The 19519-nt window shown below is 65.0% G+C and carries 23 protein-coding genes and 1 tRNA gene; 10 read left to right on the forward strand and 14 right to left on the reverse strand.

Annotated elements, in window-relative coordinates; all coding sequences use genetic code 11:
* Positions 1 to 106: 106 nt before the first annotated feature.
* The 7 genes from ACFC2Y_RS08950 to ACFC2Y_RS08980 all read left to right on the forward strand — a co-directional run bounded on the left by ACFC2Y_RS08950 (position 107) and on the right by ACFC2Y_RS08980 (position 5141).
* Positions 107 to 1048, forward strand: coding sequence for an aspartate carbamoyltransferase catalytic subunit (locus ACFC2Y_RS08950; protein ID WP_375174831.1), 942 nt, complete (start codon positions 107 to 109; stop codon positions 1046 to 1048).
* Complete coding sequence (locus tag ACFC2Y_RS08955) at positions 1045 to 1485, forward strand: hypothetical protein (RefSeq protein WP_375174830.1); 441 nt, start codon at positions 1045 to 1047, stop codon at positions 1483 to 1485. The genes ACFC2Y_RS08950 and ACFC2Y_RS08955 overlap by 4 nt, the downstream gene beginning before the upstream one ends.
* Entirely contained in the window at positions 1482 to 2054 is a 573-nt protein-coding gene (locus tag ACFC2Y_RS08960) for an aspartate carbamoyltransferase catalytic subunit (RefSeq protein ID WP_375174829.1), read from the forward strand. The genes ACFC2Y_RS08955 and ACFC2Y_RS08960 overlap by 4 nt, the downstream gene beginning before the upstream one ends.
* Positions 2051 to 2596: a hypothetical protein gene (locus tag ACFC2Y_RS08965; protein WP_375174828.1), complete on the forward strand. Its 546-nt coding sequence runs from the start codon at positions 2051 to 2053 to the stop codon at positions 2594 to 2596. The genes ACFC2Y_RS08960 and ACFC2Y_RS08965 overlap by 4 nt, the downstream gene beginning before the upstream one ends.
* Positions 2593 to 3861 carry a dihydroorotase gene (gene pyrC / locus ACFC2Y_RS08970; protein WP_375174827.1) on the forward strand — a complete coding sequence of 423 codons (1269 nt, stop codon included), beginning with the start codon at positions 2593 to 2595 and terminating at the stop codon, positions 3859 to 3861. The genes ACFC2Y_RS08965 and pyrC overlap by 4 nt, the downstream gene beginning before the upstream one ends.
* Positions 3858 to 4466, forward strand: a complete 609-nt coding sequence (gene plsY / locus ACFC2Y_RS08975; protein WP_375174826.1) for a glycerol-3-phosphate 1-O-acyltransferase PlsY — start codon at positions 3858 to 3860, stop codon at positions 4464 to 4466. The genes pyrC and plsY overlap by 4 nt, the downstream gene beginning before the upstream one ends.
* Before the next feature lie 81 nt (positions 4467 to 4547).
* A complete protein-coding gene (locus ACFC2Y_RS08980; RefSeq protein WP_375174825.1) occupies positions 4548 to 5141 on the forward strand; it encodes a GbsR/MarR family transcriptional regulator in 594 nt (197 codons plus the stop codon).
* A 3-nt stretch (positions 5142 to 5144) separates the two neighbouring features.
* Here ACFC2Y_RS08980 and ACFC2Y_RS08985 read toward each other — a convergent pair whose 3' ends face one another.
* From ACFC2Y_RS08985 to ACFC2Y_RS08995, 3 genes are read right to left on the reverse strand one after another with little or no spacing between them, the layout of a single operon-like run.
* Complete coding sequence (locus tag ACFC2Y_RS08985; protein WP_375174824.1) at positions 5145 to 6515, reverse strand: glutamate--cysteine ligase; 1371 nt, start codon at positions 6513 to 6515, stop codon at positions 5145 to 5147.
* Positions 6516 to 6573: 58 nt separating this feature from the next.
* Positions 6574 to 7095 (reverse strand): hypothetical protein, encoded by a 522-nt coding sequence (locus ACFC2Y_RS08990; protein ID WP_375174823.1) that lies wholly within the window; start codon positions 7093 to 7095, stop codon positions 6574 to 6576.
* Between the two features lies 1 nt (position 7096).
* Positions 7097 to 7819, reverse strand: coding sequence for a 16S rRNA (uracil(1498)-N(3))-methyltransferase (locus ACFC2Y_RS08995; protein ID WP_375174822.1), 723 nt, complete (start codon positions 7817 to 7819; stop codon positions 7097 to 7099).
* 11 nt (positions 7820 to 7830) lie between these two features.
* Between ACFC2Y_RS08995 and ubiA the strand changes: the two genes are divergently transcribed.
* The 3 genes from ubiA to ACFC2Y_RS09010 are packed head-to-tail and all read left to right on the forward strand — an operon-like array spanning position 7831 to position 11117.
* On the forward strand, positions 7831 to 8793 hold the full coding sequence (gene ubiA / locus ACFC2Y_RS09000; protein ID WP_375174821.1) for a 4-hydroxybenzoate octaprenyltransferase: 963 nt from the start codon (positions 7831 to 7833) through the stop codon (positions 8791 to 8793).
* Between the two features lie 47 nt (positions 8794 to 8840).
* Positions 8841 to 10781: an OmpA family protein gene (locus ACFC2Y_RS09005; RefSeq protein WP_375174820.1), complete on the forward strand. Its 1941-nt coding sequence runs from the start codon at positions 8841 to 8843 to the stop codon at positions 10779 to 10781.
* Between the two features lie 6 nt (positions 10782 to 10787).
* Complete coding sequence (locus ACFC2Y_RS09010; protein ID WP_375174819.1) at positions 10788 to 11117, forward strand: hypothetical protein; 330 nt, start codon at positions 10788 to 10790, stop codon at positions 11115 to 11117.
* Here ACFC2Y_RS09010 and ACFC2Y_RS09015 read toward each other — a convergent pair whose 3' ends face one another.
* From ACFC2Y_RS09015 to ACFC2Y_RS09065, 11 genes are all read right to left on the reverse strand, one after another.
* Entirely contained in the window at positions 11118 to 11555 is a 438-nt protein-coding gene (locus ACFC2Y_RS09015; protein WP_375174818.1) for a molybdenum cofactor biosynthesis protein MoaE, read from the reverse strand.
* 9 nt (positions 11556 to 11564) lie between these two features.
* A complete protein-coding gene (gene moaD, locus ACFC2Y_RS09020) occupies positions 11565 to 11810 on the reverse strand; it encodes a molybdopterin converting factor subunit 1 (RefSeq protein WP_375174817.1) in 246 nt (81 codons plus the stop codon).
* Complete coding sequence (gene pgsA / locus ACFC2Y_RS09025; protein ID WP_375174816.1) at positions 11810 to 12472, reverse strand: CDP-diacylglycerol--glycerol-3-phosphate 3-phosphatidyltransferase; 663 nt, start codon at positions 12470 to 12472, stop codon at positions 11810 to 11812. The genes moaD and pgsA overlap by 1 nt, the downstream gene beginning before the upstream one ends.
* An 85-nt stretch (positions 12473 to 12557) precedes the next feature.
* Positions 12558 to 14423 carry an excinuclease ABC subunit UvrC gene (gene uvrC, locus ACFC2Y_RS09030; RefSeq protein ID WP_375174815.1) on the reverse strand — a complete coding sequence of 622 codons (1866 nt, stop codon included), beginning with the start codon at positions 14421 to 14423 and terminating at the stop codon, positions 12558 to 12560.
* Between the two features lie 298 nt (positions 14424 to 14721).
* Positions 14722 to 15516 (reverse strand): SDR family oxidoreductase, encoded by a 795-nt coding sequence (locus ACFC2Y_RS09035; RefSeq protein ID WP_375174814.1) that lies wholly within the window; start codon positions 15514 to 15516, stop codon positions 14722 to 14724.
* 9 nt (positions 15517 to 15525) lie between these two features.
* A complete protein-coding gene (locus ACFC2Y_RS09040; RefSeq protein WP_375174987.1) occupies positions 15526 to 16473 on the reverse strand; it encodes a calcium/sodium antiporter in 948 nt (315 codons plus the stop codon).
* Positions 16473 to 16634, reverse strand: a complete 162-nt coding sequence (locus tag ACFC2Y_RS09045) for a hypothetical protein (RefSeq protein WP_375186136.1) — start codon at positions 16632 to 16634, stop codon at positions 16473 to 16475. The genes ACFC2Y_RS09040 and ACFC2Y_RS09045 overlap by 1 nt, the downstream gene beginning before the upstream one ends.
* A 1-nt stretch (position 16635) precedes the next feature.
* Positions 16636 to 17454: a S49 family peptidase gene (locus ACFC2Y_RS09050; protein ID WP_375174813.1), complete on the reverse strand. Its 819-nt coding sequence runs from the start codon at positions 17452 to 17454 to the stop codon at positions 16636 to 16638.
* A gap of 76 nt (positions 17455 to 17530) precedes the next feature.
* On the reverse strand, positions 17531 to 18292 hold the full coding sequence (locus ACFC2Y_RS09055) for an ABC transporter permease (RefSeq protein ID WP_375174812.1): 762 nt from the start codon (positions 18290 to 18292) through the stop codon (positions 17531 to 17533).
* Positions 18289 to 19218 carry an ABC transporter ATP-binding protein gene (locus tag ACFC2Y_RS09060; RefSeq protein WP_375174811.1) on the reverse strand — a complete coding sequence of 310 codons (930 nt, stop codon included), beginning with the start codon at positions 19216 to 19218 and terminating at the stop codon, positions 18289 to 18291. The genes ACFC2Y_RS09055 and ACFC2Y_RS09060 overlap by 4 nt, the downstream gene beginning before the upstream one ends.
* A 190-nt stretch (positions 19219 to 19408) precedes the next feature.
* A tRNA-Arg gene (locus ACFC2Y_RS09065) sits at positions 19409 to 19485 on the reverse strand.
* Between the last annotated feature and the right edge of the window lie 34 nt (positions 19486 to 19519).

Consider the following 19519-nt stretch of genomic DNA (forward strand, 5'->3'; position numbering starts at 1 on the left):
GAGGCCCCGGGACAACCCCGGGGACGACGCCAGTGACCGGGACCGGTATCGCCCTTGTGACACGCGCACAGGATTTCTATAAGCGACGCAACCGGATGAGGGGATCATGGGCTTCAGACAGGACCACCTGCTTGGCATCGAACCGCTGGCGCCCGACGAGATCTCGGAAATTCTCGATTTGGCCGACGAGTACGTCGCCCTCTCGCGCAGCGCGGACAAGCATTCCGACGCCCTGCGCGGCCTGACCCAGATCAACATGTTCTTCGAGAACTCGACCCGCACCCAGGCCAGTTTCGAACTGGCGGGCATGCGGCTTGGCGCGGATGTGATGAACATGGGCATGTCGACCTCTTCGGTGAAGAAGGGCGAGACGCTGATCGACACCGCGATGACGCTGAACGCCATGCAGCCCGATCTGCTGGTCGTCCGTCACCCGCAATCCGGCGCGGTCGATCTGCTGAGCCAGAAGGTCAACTGCGCCGTGCTGAACGCCGGCGACGGGCGGCACGAACATCCCACCCAGGCCCTGCTGGACGCCCTGACCATCCGCCGCAAGAAAGGGCGGTTGCACCGCCTGTCGATCGCGATCTGCGGCGACATCGCCCATAGTCGCGTGGCCCGGTCCAATATCATCCTGCTCGGCAAGATGGAGAACCGGGTGCGCCTTGTCGGCCCGCCGACGCTGATGCCCTCGGGCATGGATGAACTGGGCTGCGAGGTCTACGAGGACATGACCGAGGGTCTGCGGGATGTGGACGTCGTCATGATGCTGCGCCTTCAGAAGGAGCGGATGGACGGCGGTTTCATCCCGTCAGAGCGCGAATATTACCACCTCTACGGGCTGGATGCGGAGAAGCTCTCCCACGCGAAGCCCGACGCCATCGTCATGCATCCCGGCCCGATGAACCGCGGGGTGGAGATCGACGGCACCCTGGCTGACGACATCAACCGCTCCGTCATCCAGGAGCAGGTGGAGATGGGCGTCGCCGTCCGCATGGCCGCGATGGACCTGCTGGCCCGCAACCTGCGCGCACGGAGGGCCGCATGATCCGCCCTGATCCCGACGAACAGATCGTCGCCCGCCGCGCAAATGGCCCGCGCGCGATCCTGCGCGGTGCGGCGCTGACCGGTGCCGGGGGACTCGCGCTCTTTGCCCTGCTGGCCTGGGCGGCGACCGGCGGCGTGCCGCTGGCCGGGCTGGCGCTGTTTGTCGTGACCTTCGGCACCCTCAACACCCTGCTGCACCTGCTGGTCCGCCGCCGCATCGACTATTGCCTGACCGACCGCCGCCTATTGATCGCGCCGGATCGGGAGATCCCGCTCGAAGAAATTTCCGGCTTTGATGTCGGGGCGCATTCCCTGACCGTCCGCACCCCGGACCGGGAGCACCGCATCCTGGCCCTGGGCAGCCCGGCCTGGCTGGCCACCCGCCTGAACCGCTGCCGCGCCCAGGCCGCGCCCGACAGCGGAAAGGTCGCGGCGTGAGCGGCCGTTTGCATACCCACACCGGCGAGGGCTGGGATGGCATCCTGATGCCGTCGGAAACCATTCTCTGGCAGGGCCGCCCCGATCCCAGCTTTCAGTTCGGCGTGGCCCAGGCGGGGGCGGCGGCATTCGGCCTTCTCTTCGCGGGGTTCGCTGCGGTCTGGATGCTGCTGGCTTCCACCGCGGGCGGCTATTTCTGGACCTTCGGCCTGATCCATTTCTCGGTCGGTGTAGGGCTGGCCTTCGGGGCCTTTCTCTACCCCCCGTGGCGGCGGCGGCACACCTGGTACACCCTGACCAACCGCCGCGCCTTCATCGCCACCGATCTGCCGATGGCGGGGCGCAAGCTGAAATCCTGGCCGATCCACGGGGATACCGAAATCACCTATCACGACGGCGCGCAGGCCACGATCCACTTCGCCAATGATTTCCGGCAGACCAAGAACGGGACGCGCAAAATCCCGATCGGTTTTGAACGGATCACCGAGGGCGACGAGGTCCATCGCCTGATGTGTCAGGTCCGGGACGAGAGACGGGCCGCCGAAGCCATGGAGGAGGCCGCGCAATGACCCTGACATCCGGCGACCGCGAAACGATCCACCTTTTCACCGTCGATCTGCCCGAGGATGACCTCTGGACCTTTGTCACCGCCGACCCCGACAGTGGCGCATTCCCCCTGCGCTCCGCGCTTGGCGTCGAGACGCTGGATGAAACCCAGGTCGAGGGCGCGGTGATCGACGATCTGGTTGGCATCGGGCTGGCCGGGTTCCTGACCGAGGGGATCGGCGTGGACGAGGGCCTCATCGCCCGGGACCGCACCCGCATCGACGCACTGACCGGATCGGTCGTCATCGTGAAGGGCGCGGCCTTTGACGGCGCGGGGGTGACCCTGACACCGCAGCCACCGCTGACCCATATCGGCACCTGGCAGATGACCGCCGCCGCCAGCACGATGGAACCGCTGGACAGCGCCGCCGCCAGGGGCAGCGTGCCCCCGCCCCCCGCGCCCGCACCGAAGCCGGAACCACGGCGCCGCAAATCCATCCCCTGGATCATCGCGGGTGTCCTTCTGCTCATCCTTCTGACCGTCGTTGTCGGAGCCGTCCTATGACCGCCTTCACCCTCACCAACCTGCGCCTTATCGACCCGGAAAGCGGCGAGGAAACGCGCGGCGGGCTGACGGTCGAGGACGGGGTGATCACTGCCCGCCATGAGGGGTCCGGCCCGGGTGTCGATTGCGGCGGTCTCTGCCTCGCGCCCGGCATCGTCGATATCGGCGTGAAGGTCTGCGAACCCGGCGAGCGCCACAAGGAAAGCTTCGGCTCTGCCGGTCAGGCGGCGGCGGCGGGCGGAGTCACCACCATGGTCACCCGCGCCGACACCACACCCACCATCGACAACCCCGAAACGCTGGAGTTTGTCGCCCGCCGCGCGCGCGAGGCCGCGCCGGTCCGCGTCCTGCCCATGGCCGCGCTGACGAAGGACCGCGCAGGCGGCGAGATGACCGAGATCGGGTTTCTCATGGATGCCGGCGCCGTGGCCTTTTCGGACGGCGACCGCGTGATCAAAAGCACCAAGGTCCTGTCCCGCGCCCTGACCTATGCCCGCACCCGGGGCGCGCTGGTCGTCGGTCATGTGCAGGAGCCGGGCCTGTCCGCCGGGGCCTGCGCGACCTCAGGAAAGTTCGCCTCGCTGCGCGGGTTGCCCTCTGTCAGCCCGATGGCCGAGCGGATGGGCCTGGACCGCGACATCGCCCTGCTGGAGATGACCGGCGCGGCCTATCACGTTGATCAGATCACCACCGCCCGCGCCCTGCCCGCACTGGAACGCGCCAAGAAGAACGGGTTGGACATCACCGCAGGCGTGTCGATCCATCACCTGACGTTGAACGAGCTGGACGTTGCGAACTACCGCACCTTCTTCAAGGTCAAGCCGCCCCTGCGTCACGAGGATGACCGCATGGCCGTGGTGGAGGCCGTGGCCTCCGGCCTGATCGACATCATCTGTTCCATGCACACGCCGCAGGACGAGGAAAGCAAGCGCCTGCCTTATGAGGCCGCCGCCAGCGGGGCGGTCGGCTTGCAAACCCTGCTTCCCGCCGCGATGCGCCTCTACCATTCCGGCGATCTGACCCTGCCGCAGCTGTTCCGCGCCCTGTCGCTGAACCCGGCGAAACGGCTCGGCCTGCCCTCCGGTCGGCTGTCTGTCGGCGCACCCGCAGATCTGATCCTCTTCGACCCGGACGCGCCTTTCATCATGGACCGCTTCACGCTCCTGTCGAAATCCAAGAACACCCCCTTTGACGAGGCGCGGATGCAGGGCCGGGTCAGGGCCACCTGGGTCGGTGGCAAACAGGTTTACGGAGAGGCCCCATGATCCCCGAGATTGTCACCACGCCCCTCGCGCTGCTGCTCTGGGCGGTAACGGGCTATCTGCTTGGCTCCGTCCCCTTCGGCATCGTCATCGCCCGCCTCTTCGGGCTGGGCGACCTGCGGCAGGTCGGATCGGGCAATATCGGGGCGACAAACGTCCTGCGGACCGGGAACAAGACCGCGGCCGCCCTGACCCTGATCCTCGACAGCGGCAAGGGCGCGGCGGCGGTGCTGATCGCGCGGGCCCTGGCGACGGAGGATGCGGTGCAGATCGCCGGCGTGGCGGCTTTCCTCGGTCACTGTTTTCCGATCTGGCTGAAATTCAAGGGGGGCAAGGGGGTTGCGACCTTCCTCGGCTTGCTGCTGGCCTATTTCTTCCCGCTTGGCTTGGCCGCCTGTGCCACCTGGGCTGTCACGGCAGCGATCACGCGCATCTCCTCCCTCTCGGCGCTGATGGCGGCGCTCCTCTCTTCGGTCTGGGCGGGCGTGCTGGGCCTGCCGCAGGCGATTGCGATGACGCTGGCCCTGGCAACGCTGATCTTCATCCGCCACCGCCCCAACATCGAGCGGCTGCTGGCCGGCGAAGAACCCAAGATCGGCCGCAAGTAGCCGCGACGCCGCCGGGCGTCACAAATTGATCAAATCGGAACCCTATGCTACTTTCTGAATTCTCAGAAAGGAGGCGGCGCCATGCAACTCACGCCATCCATGCAGGCCTTTGTCCTGCATTGGGGGGACATGGGATCGAAATGGGGGTTGAACCGCTCCGTCGCCCAGATCCACGCTCTCCTCCATCTGTCGCCTGATCCGCTGACGGCCGAACAGATCGCCACGACGCTGAACCTCGCACGCTCCAATATCTCCACCGGGCTGAAGGAACTCGGCGCCTGGAACCTGATCCGGACCTCCCGGCAGCTCGGCGACCGAAGCGAATATTACACCTCTCTCGGCGACATCTTCGACCTGGTCGAAGCGGTCATCGCCGCGCGTCGCGAACGCGAATTCGCCCCGACCCTCACCGCCCTGCGGGACATTCAGGGCAGCGCCGAGGGCGACGACACCCCGGCGGAGGTCAAGGCCCGGATCGCCGAAACGGTCGAGGCAATGCAGCAGCTGGATCGCTGGTATGACAGCATCGCCACCCTGCCCCGCGCGCTTCAGCTGACCCTGTTGAAAACGGGGGCGAAAATCGCGGACCTGCTGACGCCCGCCGCCCCGGGGGAGCCAGAGGCGCCCAAGCCCAAGAAGAAGAAAAAGAAGAAGAAACCCGCGCCCGAGAGCTGAGGATCAGTAGGAGAATTCCGGGTAGATGCGGGTCAGATCGCCCTGCCAGTCGCCGTGGTACTTCTCCAGCAGCTCATCCGCCGGCACCATCCCTGTCTCCACGCTTTCCTTCAGAGCGTTCAGGAAATGCGTCTCGTCCGGCACCAGACCGCCCGCCCCGGGCCGGGCCCGCGCCTTCAGCCCGGCCTCGGCAATCGCCACCACCTCGCGCGCGATGTCGTGCATGTCCAGCCCCGCGACCTTGGCCTGAAGCCCATGCTCGCCCGCTTCCACATGAAGCGCCGCGCGCTGCTCTTCCGTCCAGTCCTTTACCAGATCCCAAGCGGCATCCAGCGCGGTCTGATCATAGGTCAGCCCGACCCAGAAGGCCGGCAGCGCACAAAGCCGCCGCCACGGCCCCCCATCCGCGCCGCGCATCTCGATGAACTTCTTCATCCGCGCCTCGGGGAACAGCGTCGTCAGGTGATCCGCCCAGTCCGACAGGGTCGGCACCTCGCCCGGCAATGCCGGCAACTCACCTTTCAGAAAGTCCCGAAAACTCTGACCGAGCGCGTCGATATACTTGCCGTCGCGGTAGACAAAATACATCGGCACATCGAGCGCATAGTCGACCCAGTTCTCGAAACCGAAGCCCTCGTCGAACACAAACGGCACCATCCCTGTCCGCGCATTGTCGAGATTGCGCCAGACATAGTTGCGATAGCTTTTGACCCCGTTCGGCTTGCCCTCGAAGAAGGGCGAATTGGCGAAGAGCGCATTGGCCACCGGCTGCAAAGCCACGGCGACGCGCATCTTCTGCACCATGTCCGCCTCTGACGCGAAATCGAGGTTCACCTGCACCGTGCAGGTCCGCCGCATCATCACGCGGCCCATGGTGCCGACCCGGCCCATGTAGTCATCCATCAGTTTGTAGCGCCCCTTGGGCATGAGGGGCATATCCTCATGCGTCCAGATCGGCGCGGCACCGAGGCCGATGAACCCGACACCGACCTTGTCGGCGATGTCCTTCACATCCTCCAGATGCTGGTTCACCTCGTCGCAGGTCTGGTGGATCGTCTCCAGCGGCGCGCCCGAGAGCTCCAGCTGCCCGCCCGGTTCAAGAGAAACATTCGCCCCGTCCTTGGTCAGGCCGATCAGCTTGCCGCCTTCCTCCAGCGGGTCCCAGCCATGGCCGTCGCGCAGCCCTTCCAGCACCGCCAGGACCGACCGTTCGCCCTCATAGGGGATCGGTTTCAGCGTGTCCTTGCAATAGCCGAACTTCTCGTGCTCCGTCCCGATGCGCCAGTCCTGCTTGGGTTTGCAGCCGCTTTCCAGGTATTCTGTCAGCTGCTCGGGGCGCTCGATCGGGCCGCCTCCGGACTGGGGAATGGACATGTCAGCGGCCTCCGGGCTTTGTCTTGTCCGACAGGGATGGTCGGATTTCCCGGGGGTGTCAATGCAGGCGCATGTGTTCCCGGGTTTTCTCCCAGATCACGACCCTGTGTGGCGCGGAGGCGCGGCGCATCTCCTCCAGCATCCGGTCGGTGCGGATCCCGGGCAAGGCCGCAAAGACATCAAAGAGCGCATCCGCCCCCTCCGCCGTCAGCGGCACCGCCAGTTCCGGCTGGCCCGGTTGTTCAAGGACCCACACCGGCGGCACGCTTTGCGCGTCCAGTGACAGGCGGGACAATTCGGTCAGCGCCACGGCGCCACCGGTCAGGGGACCGAAATAGGCCACCTGCCCCTCGTCGACGCGCACCACCCCCGGCCCGCCGGAGCCGGTGCGGAACCGCCCGCGCTGCACCCCGGCGATGATCATCACCGGAGAGAGGGCCACCAAGCCCCAGCCTATCCAGGACAACAGCCCGAAAGAGGTGAGCGCCCAGAACAGCCCGAGCGCGCCGATGCCCGCGCCGATCAGCGCCTCGTGCCAGCGCCCGGCCCAGGCGCGCAATTCCGGCCGCACCAGCGCCATCCTAGTGCCAATCGCCCAGGGCGTTCTGCCACAGGGTCATCGCCGCGACTGCCGCCGTATCGGCCCGCAGGATCCGGGGGCCAAGCGATACGGGATGCGCGAACGGCAGGCCACGCAACCGCGCCCTCTCGCCTTCGGAAAAGCCCCCCTCCGGCCCGATGAGGATCGCCCAGGGTCCGCCCGCATCGGGCAGCCCCGCCGACCCGCCAACCAGCGCCTCGTCACAGAACATCAGCTGCCGCTCCTCCGGCCAGTCGCGCAGCAAGGCCTCCAGCCGCAGCGGCTCCGCCACCTCCGGCACATAGGTTCCGCCGCATTGTTCCGCCGCCTCGACGCAATGCGCCTGCAGCCGGTCGACCCGCACCCGTTCGGAATTGGTAAACTCCGTCAGCACCGGGACGATCCGCCGCGCGCCCATCTCTGCCGCCTTTTCGACGATGAAATCCGTGCGCGCCTTCTTGATCGGGGCGAAGATCAGCCAGAGGTCCGGAGGGTCCATCTGCGGCGCGCTCTGCCCGACACAAGCCAGCACGCCGTTGCGCTTGTTGCCCGTGACAACCTCGGCCCGCCACTCCCCCGCATGCCCGTTGAACAGCGCCACGGCATCGCCCGGCCCCATCCGCATCACGTTAAAGAGATAGTTGGCCTGATCACGATCCAGAGGAACGGTTTGCCCCGCCCCCAATGGGTGATCTACATAGAGCCTGACTTTCGCACGATCCATGAGGCCTACATATGTCCCAAGCCACGCCGACACCAGAGGGGCAGGTTTCCGACGCGGTCAAGGGCAACTGGGTGGACCGGCTGGCCCCGGCCTGGACCCGTCCCTACCTGCGGCTCAGCCGGGCGGACCGGCCGATCGGCACGTGGTTGCTGCTGCTGCCCTGTTGGTGGGGGCTGATGCTGGCGATCCTGCATGATGGCAGGCCGACGCCGGGCGACCTGTGGATCGCGGCGGGCTGCGGCGTGGGGGCCTGGCTGATGCGGGGTGCGGGCTGCACCTGGAATGACATTACTGATCGCAAGATCGACGGCTCGGTGGAGCGCACCCGCTCGCGCCCCATCCCTTCCGGCCAGGTCACGACGCGGCAGGCCCTTGCCTGGATGGCTGCACAGGCGCTGATCGCCTTTGCCATCCTGCTGACCTTCAACACGGCTGCCATCGTGCTTGGCGTCCTCTCGCTTGCCCCGGTCGCGATCTATCCCTTTGCCAAACGCTTCACCTGGTGGCCGCAGATCTTTCTCGGCCTCGCCTTCAACTGGGGCGCGCTGCTGGCCTGGACGGCGCATACCGGGTCGCTCTCCTGGCAGCCGCTGGTTCTCTATGTTGCCGGGATCGGTTGGACACTCTTCTATGACACGATCTACGCGCATCAGGACAAGGAGGACGACGCGCTGATCGGGGTGAAATCGACCGCCCGCCTCTTTGCAGAGGACACCCCCCGCTGGCTTCGCCGGTTCCTGATCGTGGCCGTTTCGCTCATGGGAATCACCGTGCTGGGGGCCATGCTGCCCGGCGCCAACCCCCTGGCGCTGGTTCTGGCGCTGGCCGGACCCTGGGCTTTCGGCTGGCACATGGCCTGGCAGCTGCGTCGTCTCGATATCGACGACAATGACCGTCTGTTGCAGCTATTCCGGTCCAACCGCGACGCCGGCCTGCTGCCTCTGCCGTTTTTCGCCGCCGCCCTGCTGGTTTGATTGCACAGGCATGCAAACCTCTCTAAACCCTTCCCACCAACAACAGAATGCGTGAATTCATGCGCCTGTCCTCCGTCACGATCCTGGTTGGAACCTTTATCGGCGCCGCCCTGATCTCTCTTATTGTCGCCACATTCGCCGCCGCCGTGATCGAGCGGAGCTCGGCCAATGGTGTCAAGCTGGCGCTGGATGTCGAGGCGATGAACTGGGCCGATGTCACTGCCGACGGGCTGCAGATCGAACTGACCGGCACCGCACCGTCGGAGGCCGAACGCTTCCGCGCCATCACCGTGGCCGGTCAGGTCGTCGATGCCACCCGGGTGATCGACAACATGAAGGCCGCCGACAGCGAAGGCCTGGCCCCGCCGCGCTTCTCCATCGAACTGCTGCGCAATGACGGTCAGATTTCCCTCTTCGGCCTGATCCCGAGCGCCACGGACCGGGACGCGCTGATCAAGCGGTTGAACGACCTGCCCAATGTCGACAAGGTCTCCGATCTGTTGGAAACCGCGAACTACCCCGCCCCGGACAATTGGTCCCTGACGATGGACTACGCCATCACAGCCCTGCGCGACCTGCCCCGGTCCAAAATCTCCCTCGTCGCGGGCGCTGTCACGGTCACCGCCATGACCGCCAGCCAGGAAAGATTGAAGGAGCTTGAAGCCCGCCTGACTCGCCGCGCCAGCGGCCCGATCAAGCTGACCCTTGATCTTTCGGCGCCGCGTCCGGTCATCACACCCTTCACCCTGCGCTACATCATCGACGATGACGGTGGCCGCTTCGACGCCTGTTCCGCCGATACCGCCGCGGCGCGCGAACGTATCCTGACCGCCGCCAAGGGGGCCGGTCTGATCAACGGGGATCCCCGCTGCACCCTCGGCCTGGGCGTGCCCTCGCCGGAATGGGATGCCGCCACCAGCTCGGCCATCCTCGCCCTGGCGCGGATCGGCAAGGGATCCGTGACCTTCTCCGACGCCGATATCAGCCTGATCGCGGCCGAGACAACGGACCGCGCCACCTTTGACCGCGTGGTCGGAGAACTGGAGAACGCCCTGCCCGATGTCTTTGCCCTGCACGCCGTCCTGCCCGAGGTTGAAAGTGGCGAGAACCGGGGGCCGGCGGAATTCACCGCCACCCTGTCCCCCGAAGGCCAGGTGCAGCTGCGCGGACGGGTGCGCAACGAGTTGTCCCGCAAGACGGCCGACAGCTATGCGAAATCCCGCTTCGGGATCGAAAACGTCTACTTCGCCGCCCGCCTGGACGACAGCCTGCCCGAGGGCTGGTCGCTGCGCGTTCTGGCCGGCCTTCAGGCCCTGTCCCACCTCGCCAATGGCGCGTTGAATGTGACCGAGGACAGCGTGACCATCTCCGGCGTGACCGGCAACAAGGACGCCAACGCGGACATCGCCCGCATCCTGTCCGATCAACTGGGCGAAGGGCAGGAATTCCGCATCGACGTCACCTACAACGAGAAATTGGATCCCGATGCAGCCAAACCCCCGCCCGAGACATGCATCGCCGATGTGAAGGCACTGCAGGCCGCCCGCAAGATCAACTTCGAACCGGGATCGGCCACGGTGACCGGCGACAGCCGCCGGGTGCTGGACGACATCGCCGAGGTCCTGCGCTTCTGCGATCCGCTGCGGGTCGAGATCGCCGGGCATACGGACAGCCAGGGTCGCGAGGAAATGAACCTGGGCCTGTCCCAGCAACGGGCCGACGCCGTGATTGCCGAACTGCGTCAGCGGCGCGTCATCACCCGCGGCTTCGACGCGATCGGCTATGGCGAGACGCAGCCCATTGCAGACAACGCCACCGAAGAAGGTCGCGAACAGAATCGCCGGATCGAATTCAACCTTATCGTCGAAGCCCCCCCCGCCGAGGAGGGCACACCCGAAGAGACCGAGGCCACCGAGGACGCCGCGCTTGAAAAGACCGACGATTCCGTCGCAGAAGAACCAGAGCCGCAAAAGGCCGAAGAGGAATAAGCCCGGATGAACAGAACCGAATTCGTGATCGCCACCGCGATCATCCTGTTTGTCGCCTTCGCACTGGGGTGGTTCGCCTATTGGCTGATCCATCGCTTCACCCGCGTGGCCAAGGCGGACATGGGCGAACTGGAACGGATGGCCAAGGAGTTGCACGAGGCCGAGGAGATGCGCGATCAGGCGATCACCTACCTCCAGCAGCGGGAATCCGAATTGACCAACCAGCTGAGCCAGACCGAGGCGGAGTTGTCTGCCGCAATGGAAGGTCTGCGCGAAGCCCGGCACGAGGCCGAAGAGCTACGCGCCTATGTCGAACGCCTTCACGCGCAGCAGTGATCACCAGCGGGTCAGCGCTGCCTCATCTTCATCCTTCGCCGCCACCCAGGCCTGCCCGTCCGGCCCGGTTTCCTTCTTCCAGAAGGGCGCGCGGCTTTTCAGGTAGTCCATCAGGAATTCCGCCGCCTCGAAGGCATCCTTGCGATGCGGCGCGGCGGTGGCCACCATCATGATGACCTCGCCGGGCGTCAGCCGCCCATAGCGGTGGATCACCAGCACATCGCCCAGGGACCAGCGGTCGCGCGCCTCCTCCGCGATCTTGGTGATCGCGCGTTCCGTCATGCCGGGGTAATGCTCGATCTCCATCGCCGCCAGCCCACGATCCCCGCGCACCAGGCCGGAGAAGGTGACAATCGCCCCCATCTCGTGGTGCCCGGCGGAAAAGGTGTTCACCTCCGCCCCGGGATCAAAGCTGTCGGACTGGACAACGACCCGCATTCCGCCCCCTCAGCCGCCGGTCATCGGCGGGAAAAAGGCGACCTCGCGCACTCCCTCCAGCGGCGCGTCGAAATCCGCCAGCTCCTGGTCCAGCGCCACGCGCAGGGCCCCCAGATCGGCAAAGGCGGCCTCGTATCTCTCTTCCCGGGATTTCAGTTCTTCGACCAGATCAGCCACGGTGACCGCCGAACTCTCCACGGTTTCTTTCGGAATCCCGATCCTTTCCCGGACCCAGGCGAAATAAAGTATCTCCATCAGTCCTCTCCCAGATGCGCCCGCGCCTTGGCGAAATAATCCCAGCCCGAGATTGCGGTCAGAACGGCTGCCAGCCACAGCAGCCCGATGCCAAGATACCCGCCCCACTCGGTGCGGAACACCTTGCCCTGGATATTCAACGGATCCGCCTCCCGCCCGTCGAGGATGGCCGAGATCGTCTCGCCATCCATGCCAAAGGCAGCCATGCCGAGAGAGGTGTTGAACGCCCCTTGCGCCAGCAGCAGCGCAATCGCCACCATCTGCACCGTGGTCTTCCATTTCGCCAGCTGCGTCACCTTCAGCGTACCTGCGACATTGCCCAGAAACTCCCGCAATCCCGACACGAAGACCTCGCGGAAGAGGATGATCGCCCCGGGCAGTACCGCCAGATGCGCCAGCGGCGACCAGACCGCCAGCGCCAGCAGTGCCACCGCCACCATCGCCTTGTCTGCAATCGGGTCCAGCATGGTGCCGATCCGGCTGATCTGGTTCCATCTCCGGGCGAGATAGCCGTCCAGATAATCGGTCAGCGACGCCCCCACAAACAGGGCAAAGGCTAGCCAGTCCGCATAGGGACGCGGCAGAAGCAGGAAGGCCACCACCACCCCCGGCGCCGCCAGCAGCCGGAAAAGCGTGAGAATATTCGGGACGGTCATACGCATGCCGTTTACCTAGCCCGCCAGCCCGCAGGAGGAAAGAGCGAGCAGCAGGGAGGATTGCGGCACGAGGACGTCGTCCTGCAGCCGCTCAGCCCTTCTCGTGGAAATGGGCATAGATCGTTTCCGCCATCGCGTCGGAAATCCCCTCCACCGCCTTGAGGTCCGTCAGCCCCGCGCGGCTCACCGCCTTGGCCGAGCCGAAATGCGTCAGCAGCGCGCGCTTGCGGGTCGCGCCGACGCCGGGGATCTCATCCAGCGGCGTGGCGGAAACCGCCTTGGCCCGTTTCGCCCGATGCGTGCCGATGGCAAAGCGGTGCGCCTCGTCCCGCAGGCGCTGCACGAAATAAAGCACCGGGTCGTTCATGCGCAGGGCAAAGGGCGGCTTGCCGGGGCGGTGAAACTCCTCTTTCCCGTGGTCGCGGTCCACACCCTTGGCCACACCGACCATCGGCAGGTCCGATACGCCAAGCTGGTCGAGGATCTCCTGCACCGCCGACACCTGCCCCGCCCCGCCGTCGATCAGCAGCAGGTCCGGCCAAAGCCCGTTTTCCCGGTCCGGGTCTTCTTTCAGCAGACGGGTCAGCCGCCGGGTCAGCACCTCCTTCATCATGCCGAAGTCATCGCCGGGGGTCAGCTCCTCCCCCTTGATGTTGAACTTGCGGTACTGGCTTTTCAGGAAGCCCTCTGGCCCCGCCACGATCATCCCGCCAACCGCATTGGTCCCCATGATATGGGAGTTGTCGTAGACCTCGATCCGCTGCGGCGCGCTCTCCAACCCAAAGGCCTCCGCCAGCCCTTGCAGCAGTTTGGCCTGTGTCGCGCTTTCCGACATCTTGCGGGCCAGGCTTTCGCGGGCATTCCGCGCCGCGTTTTCGACCAGCTCCGCCTTTTCGCCCCGCTGCGGCACCATGACCTCGACCTTGCGGCCCAGCTTGTCGCTCAGCGCCTGCTGCATCAGGTCCGGGTTCTCGATCGGATGCGACAGCAGGATCTGCCGCGCCGGGTCCTTTGTGTCGTAGAACTGGCCCAGGAAGGCCTCCAGCACCTCCGCCTCCTCGACCTCCGCCCCGACGCGGGGATAGAAATCGCGGTTGCCCCAGTTCTGGTTGGCCCGGATGAAGAAGACCTGAACGCAGGCCTGCCCGCCCTCCATATGCAGGGCGATGACATCCGCCTCCGGCGTGGTGCGGGGATTGACCCCCTGGCTCGACTGCACATTGGTCAGCGCCTTGATCCGGTCGCGCAGCGCCGCCGCCCGCTCGAACTCCAGCGCGTCAGAGGCCGCCGCCATCTCCGTCGCCAGTTTCTCCTGCACCTGGGTCGACCGTCCCTGCAGAAACCGCTCCGCATCCGCGACGGAGGCGGCATAGTCCTCCTTGCTGATCAGCCCGGTGCAGGGGCCGGAACAGCGCTTGATCTGGTACAGCAGACAGGGCCGCGTCCGGCTTTCGAACATGGAATCGGAACAATTGCGCAACAGGAAGACGCGCTGAAGCTGATTGAGCGTCCGGTTCACCGCCCCCGCGCCGGCGAAGGGACCATAATAGGCGCCCTTGCGCTTTTTCGCGCCCCGGTGCTTCAGGATCTGGGGATAGCCGTGATCCTTGGTGACCAGGATATTCGGAAAGCTCTTGTCGTCGCGCAGCAGCACATTGTAACGCGGCTTGAGCTGCTTGATCAGGTTCTGCTCCAGCAGCAGCGCCTCGGTCTCCGTTCGCGTTGTCAGGAACATCATCGACGCGGTTTCCCGGATCATCCGCGCGATCCGCCCCGAATGCCCCGAAGGCCGCGCATAGTTCGACACCCGCGCCTTCAGGTTCCGTGCCTTGCCGACATAGAGAACTCGGCTCTCCGAATCGAGCATGCGGTAAACCCCCGGCGACGAATCAAGCGTCGGCAGGAGCGACTGGATCAGCTCATGTCCAGTGGCTGCGGCGGGTTTACCCTGGGTCATGTCTCCATTCCGACGATTCGGGACCATGGCTGCAAATTTTGGACCGTTCGGACAAGGGCTAACCTGTCCACCAATCCTGTGGATAACTCTGGGAGCAAATCTTTTCCATTATGAAAAATCCCTTGTTCCTTCGCAGTTTGCATAGTTTGCCCAATTTTTGGGCGCATTTATACGCCGTTGTTTTCAAACGAAATTATTTCGTTGGCAGAGCAAACTATTGAAAACCCTAACGTTTTATTGACGCTTTTGTGACGACACTTTTGCGGGTGCACAACTTCGCTGAGGGATGACGTCGGGGTCACTCCAGCCCGGTGACATCCGGCGTCTGCCAGGCCAGGTGCTGTCCCCCGTCCACACAGATCAGTTGTCCCGTCACGGCCTTGGCGCGGACCAGATAGCGGACCGCCTCGACCACATCCTCGGGGTTCGACCCACGCCCCAGAATCGTCGCCTGACGCTGTGCTGCGAATTGCGATTCGCTCTGCCCGGAATTGCGCAAGGTCGGCCCCGGGCCGATCGCATTGACTCGCACCGCCGGGGCCAGCCCCTGCGCCGCCGTCTGGGTCAGAGTCCAGAGCGCGGCCCGCGTTAAGGTATAACTTGCAAAATCCGGCGTAAGCTTGCGCACCCGCTGGTCGATCATGTTGATCACGACCGCTTCGGCGAGGGGCTCGCCATCTGCATCTTCACCGGCAGGCGGCACCTGCGCGGCGAAGTCCTGGATCAGGCGAAACGGCGCACGGAGGTTGGTTTCCATGTGCAGGTCCCAGCTTTCCCGTGTGGCATCCCGGATGCTGTCACGCTCAAAGGCGGAGGCATTGTTGACCAGGCAGGTCAGGGGACCGCCAAGCGCCTCCGCCGCCTCCGGAACCAGCCGTGCGACCTCCGCCTCCCGCGACAGATCGGCCTGCAGCGCAACCGCCCGCCGCCCCATGTCACGCAACAGGCTCACGACCTCCTCTGCCGCCTCTGCAGAAGTGCCATAATGCACCGCGACATCCATCCCCATCTCGCCAAGGCCAAGCGTAATCGCCCGCCCCAGACGATGAGCGGCGCCGGTCACCAGGGCGCGGGGCATCTGATTGTCTGGCATGTGACCCCCTCAGAGTAGAATGGCTGCGATATAGACCATATAGAGCCCGGCCAGCAGCGCGCCCCATCTCCGCCCGAGATCGCGCTTCAACAGCACGAAGGGCGCCAGGCTCACCGATGCGGCCAGCATGACCCAGAGATCGAACCGCAGGAACGACGCATCTACGGGCACCGCGCCGACAAGCGTCGTCACCCCCATGATGCCCAACAAATTGAAGATGTTGGACCCGATCACATTGCCCAGGGCCACATCCGCCTGTTGCCGCAGGGCCGCCATCACCGTCGTCGCCAGTTCCGGCAGGGAGGTCCCGACCGCCACCAGCGTCAGCCCGATCACGGCGTCCGAAACACCGAAATCCCGCGCGATGATCGAGGCGTTCTGCACCAGAAGATCCGCCCCGAAGGGCAGCCCGATCAGACCCAGGCAGAGAAACCCGATGATCTTCCACCAGGGCATGTCCGGATCCGCGCCCTCCAGATCGGCGATCTCCTGCGCCCGGCTTTCGGCCTTGTGGGCGCGCGCCTCGCTGATCTGATCCCAGAGCACATAGGCCAGCCCGCCCAGCAGGATGAGACCGCTGATCCAGGTCAGCGTGCCGAAAAAGGCCAGGGCAATGAAACCGACACTGGAGACCAACATCATGATGTAGCTGCGCCGCGTGTCGAAGCGGCTGGTATGCATCCGCGACAGCAACGCGGGCAGCCCGAGAACCAGCAGGATATTCGCCGTGTTCGAGCCGACCACATTGCCCAGGGCAAGCCCCGGCTTGCCCTCCAGCACGGCGCTGATTCCGATCAGCAATTCCGGGGCGGAGGTGCCGAAGGCCACAATGGTCAGACTGACGATCAGCGCGGGGATGCCGACCCGCAGCGACAGGTTCACCGCCCCGCGCACCAGCGCATCGCCCGCCAGCAGAAGGATCGCCAGACCGACACAGGTCCAAACCCAGGGCAGGATCATTTGCCGCTCCCGCAGGGGCATGGCCCCTTGCCGATCCGGTGACGGCCGCAGGACGGGCACTTACGAGACAGGCGCTTTGCGCCCGGCACCTTCAACTTGCCGAACATCGCCAGCACACCCATGCCGACCAGAAACAGTGTGACAATCTTCAGGATCACGTCAGAGACCAAGCCGGGCAAAGGCCGCCCGCTCCTCGACCCCGGCCAGGACATCCTGCACGACAGAGGCGCCGAACCGCGCCAGCAGGCCGCGCCGCGGCCCGTAGCGGCGGAAGCGGACCTTGTCGCCGAACCGCGCTTTCATCTCCGGCACCAGATGACCGATCCCGTCGATCAGCCCCAGCTCCTGCGCGCGACCCGCCAGCCAGAATTCCCCGGTAAAGAGGCTTTCGTCCTCTTTCAGTTTTCCGCCTCGCCGCGCTTTCACATGGTCGGTGAAGGCCGCGTGAATATCCTCCAGCAAGACTTTGAGTCTCGCGACATCTTCTTCCTTCTCGGGCTGGAACGGATCCAGCATCGACTTGGACTTTCCCGAGGTATGGACGCGCCGCTCCACCCCCTGCCGGGACAGCAGCACATGCGCCCCGAACCCGGCGGAAATCACCCCGATCGAGCCGACGACAGAGGTCCGGTCGGCATAGATCTCATCCGCCGCGCAGGCCAGCCAGTAGCCGCCGGACGCCGCCGCATCCTCGACAAAGGCATAGACGGGCACGCCTTTTTCCTCCGACAGGCGCCGGATACGCGCCGCGATCAGAGAGGATTGAACGGGCGAGCCGCCCGGGGAATTGATCGACAGCGCCACCGCCTTGGGTTTGCCCCGGCGAAAGGCCCGCTCGATCATCGGGGCCAGCGACTCGTCACTCAACGGCCCGCGCGGACCGGAGGCGATCATGCCCTGAAGCCGGATCACGGCGACCGTCGGCGGGCGTCTGCGAATGCGATCAATGATGTTCATGGAGCCGATGTAGAGGCGCATGTCGGGCCCGGCAAGGCTGGGCGCGGAATAACCTGCCGCGCCCCGTGCTTTTCCCACAGGGGCGCGGCGCAAGTGCTCAGGCGCGGATGCGCCAGCCGGTGCGGAAGATCCACCAGATCACCGTCAGACAGAGCGCGGTAAAGCCCGCGATTGCCACGAGGCTGATCCCGATCGGCACATCCGCCATGTCGAAGAACGCCCATCTGAAGCCCGAGATCAGGTAGACCACCGGATTGAACAGCGTGATCGTCTGCCAGACGTCCGGCAGCATGGAGATCGAGTAGAACGAGCCCCCCAGGAAAACCAGCGGCGTCACGATCAGCAGCGGAACCAGTTGCAACTGCTCAAAATTTCCGGCCCAGATGCCGATGATGAATCCCATCAGCGAGAAGGACACACAGGTCAGCACCAGGAAGGCCACCATCGCCAGCGGATGCGCAATGGTCAGATCGACAAAGATCGAGGCCGTGCCAAGGATCACCAGCCCGATGAACAGCGATTTGGTCGCCGCCGCCCCGACATAGCCCAGAACGATTTCCAGAAAGTTGATGGGCGCGGAGAGCAATTCGTAGATCGTGCCGATGAACTTGGGGAAATAGATCCCGAAGGAGGCGTTGGAGATCGACTGCATGATCACCGACAGCATGATCAACCCCGGCACGATGAAGGCCCCGTAGCTGACGCCCTCGACCTCCTGGATGCGGCTGCCGATGGCGGTGCCGAAGACCACGAAGTAGAGCGAGGTCGAGATGACCGGCGAGATGAAGCTTTGCAGCAACGTGCGGAAGAACCGCGTCATTTCATAGCGATAGATCGCCCAGACTGCCCGGAAATTCATGCCGCGCCCTCCTTCACAAGACCCACGAAAATCTCCTCCAGCGAAGATTGCCGCGTCACCAGATCGCGCAACACGATCCCTTCCTCCGACAGCGCCGAGAGCAGTGCGGTGATCCCGGTCCGCTCCTTGCTGACGTCGTAGCTATAGGTCAGCGCCGTGCCATCCTCCGACAGTTCCAGCGCATACGCAGACAGGCCCGCGGGCACTGCGGTCAGCGGCTCGCGCAGCTCGATCGTCAGCTGTTTCTGGCCCATCCGGTCCATCAGCGCCTGCTTTTCCTCGACCAGCAGCAGTTGCCCGCCATTGATGACGCCGACGCGATCGGAAATCGCCTCCGCCTCTTCGATGTAATGGGTGGTCAGGATGATCGTGACGCCCTGCGATTTCAGCTCCGCCACGATATCCCACATGTCCTTGCGCAGTTCCACGTCCACGCCCGCCGTCGGCTCGTCCAGGAACAGGACCCGCGGCTCATGGCTCAATGCCTTCGCGATCAGGACACGGCGCTTCATCCCGCCGGACAGTTCCCTGATCCGGCTGGATTTCTTGTCCCAGAGCGACAGGCGCTTCAGAATATCTTCCAGCAGCGCGTCATCCCGCTTCTTGCCGAAGATCCCCCGCGTCAGCCGCACGGTGTTCCACACGGTCTCGAAGGGCTCAAGGTTGATTTCCTGCGGCACCAGACCGATCTGCTCCCGGGCAGCACGGTAGTCGGTGATGATGTCATGCCCGGCCACGGTGGCCGACCCGCTGGTCGGCACGGTGATGCCGCAAACGGTCGAAATCAGGGTCGTCTTTCCAGCCCCGTTTGGGCCGAGCAGGGCCAGGATCTCCCCCTCCTCGATGTCGAGGGTCACGCCTTTCAGCGCCTCGAAGCCGCCCTCATAGGTTTTCTTCAGATCAGTGATCCGCAAGATCGGTGCCATGGCCCGTCCTCCTGTTCGCGAGACCCTAGGTAATACCGCTGACAGCCCATGCCAAGAACTAAACCGAACAGTTCAGTTGCGCAGATGCACAGTTGGCCCGCCCTCAGGTGCAGGGCGCAACGATACAGAAGCGGACGCCCAGCCCGGGCTGGAGCCTACGTGTCTGAATTTTCAGGAAACTGGGTCAAGGTGGCGGACCGAGGAGGATTCGAACCCCCGACCCCTTGATTCGTAGTCAAGTACTCTATCCAGCTGAGCTATCGGTCCGTAGGGGGTGCATGTAGACCCCACCCCGGCAGAG

Source organism: Pseudooceanicola sp., from assembly GCF_041987405.1.
Taxonomy (GTDB): Bacteria; Pseudomonadota; Alphaproteobacteria; order Rhodobacterales; family Rhodobacteraceae; genus Pseudooceanicola.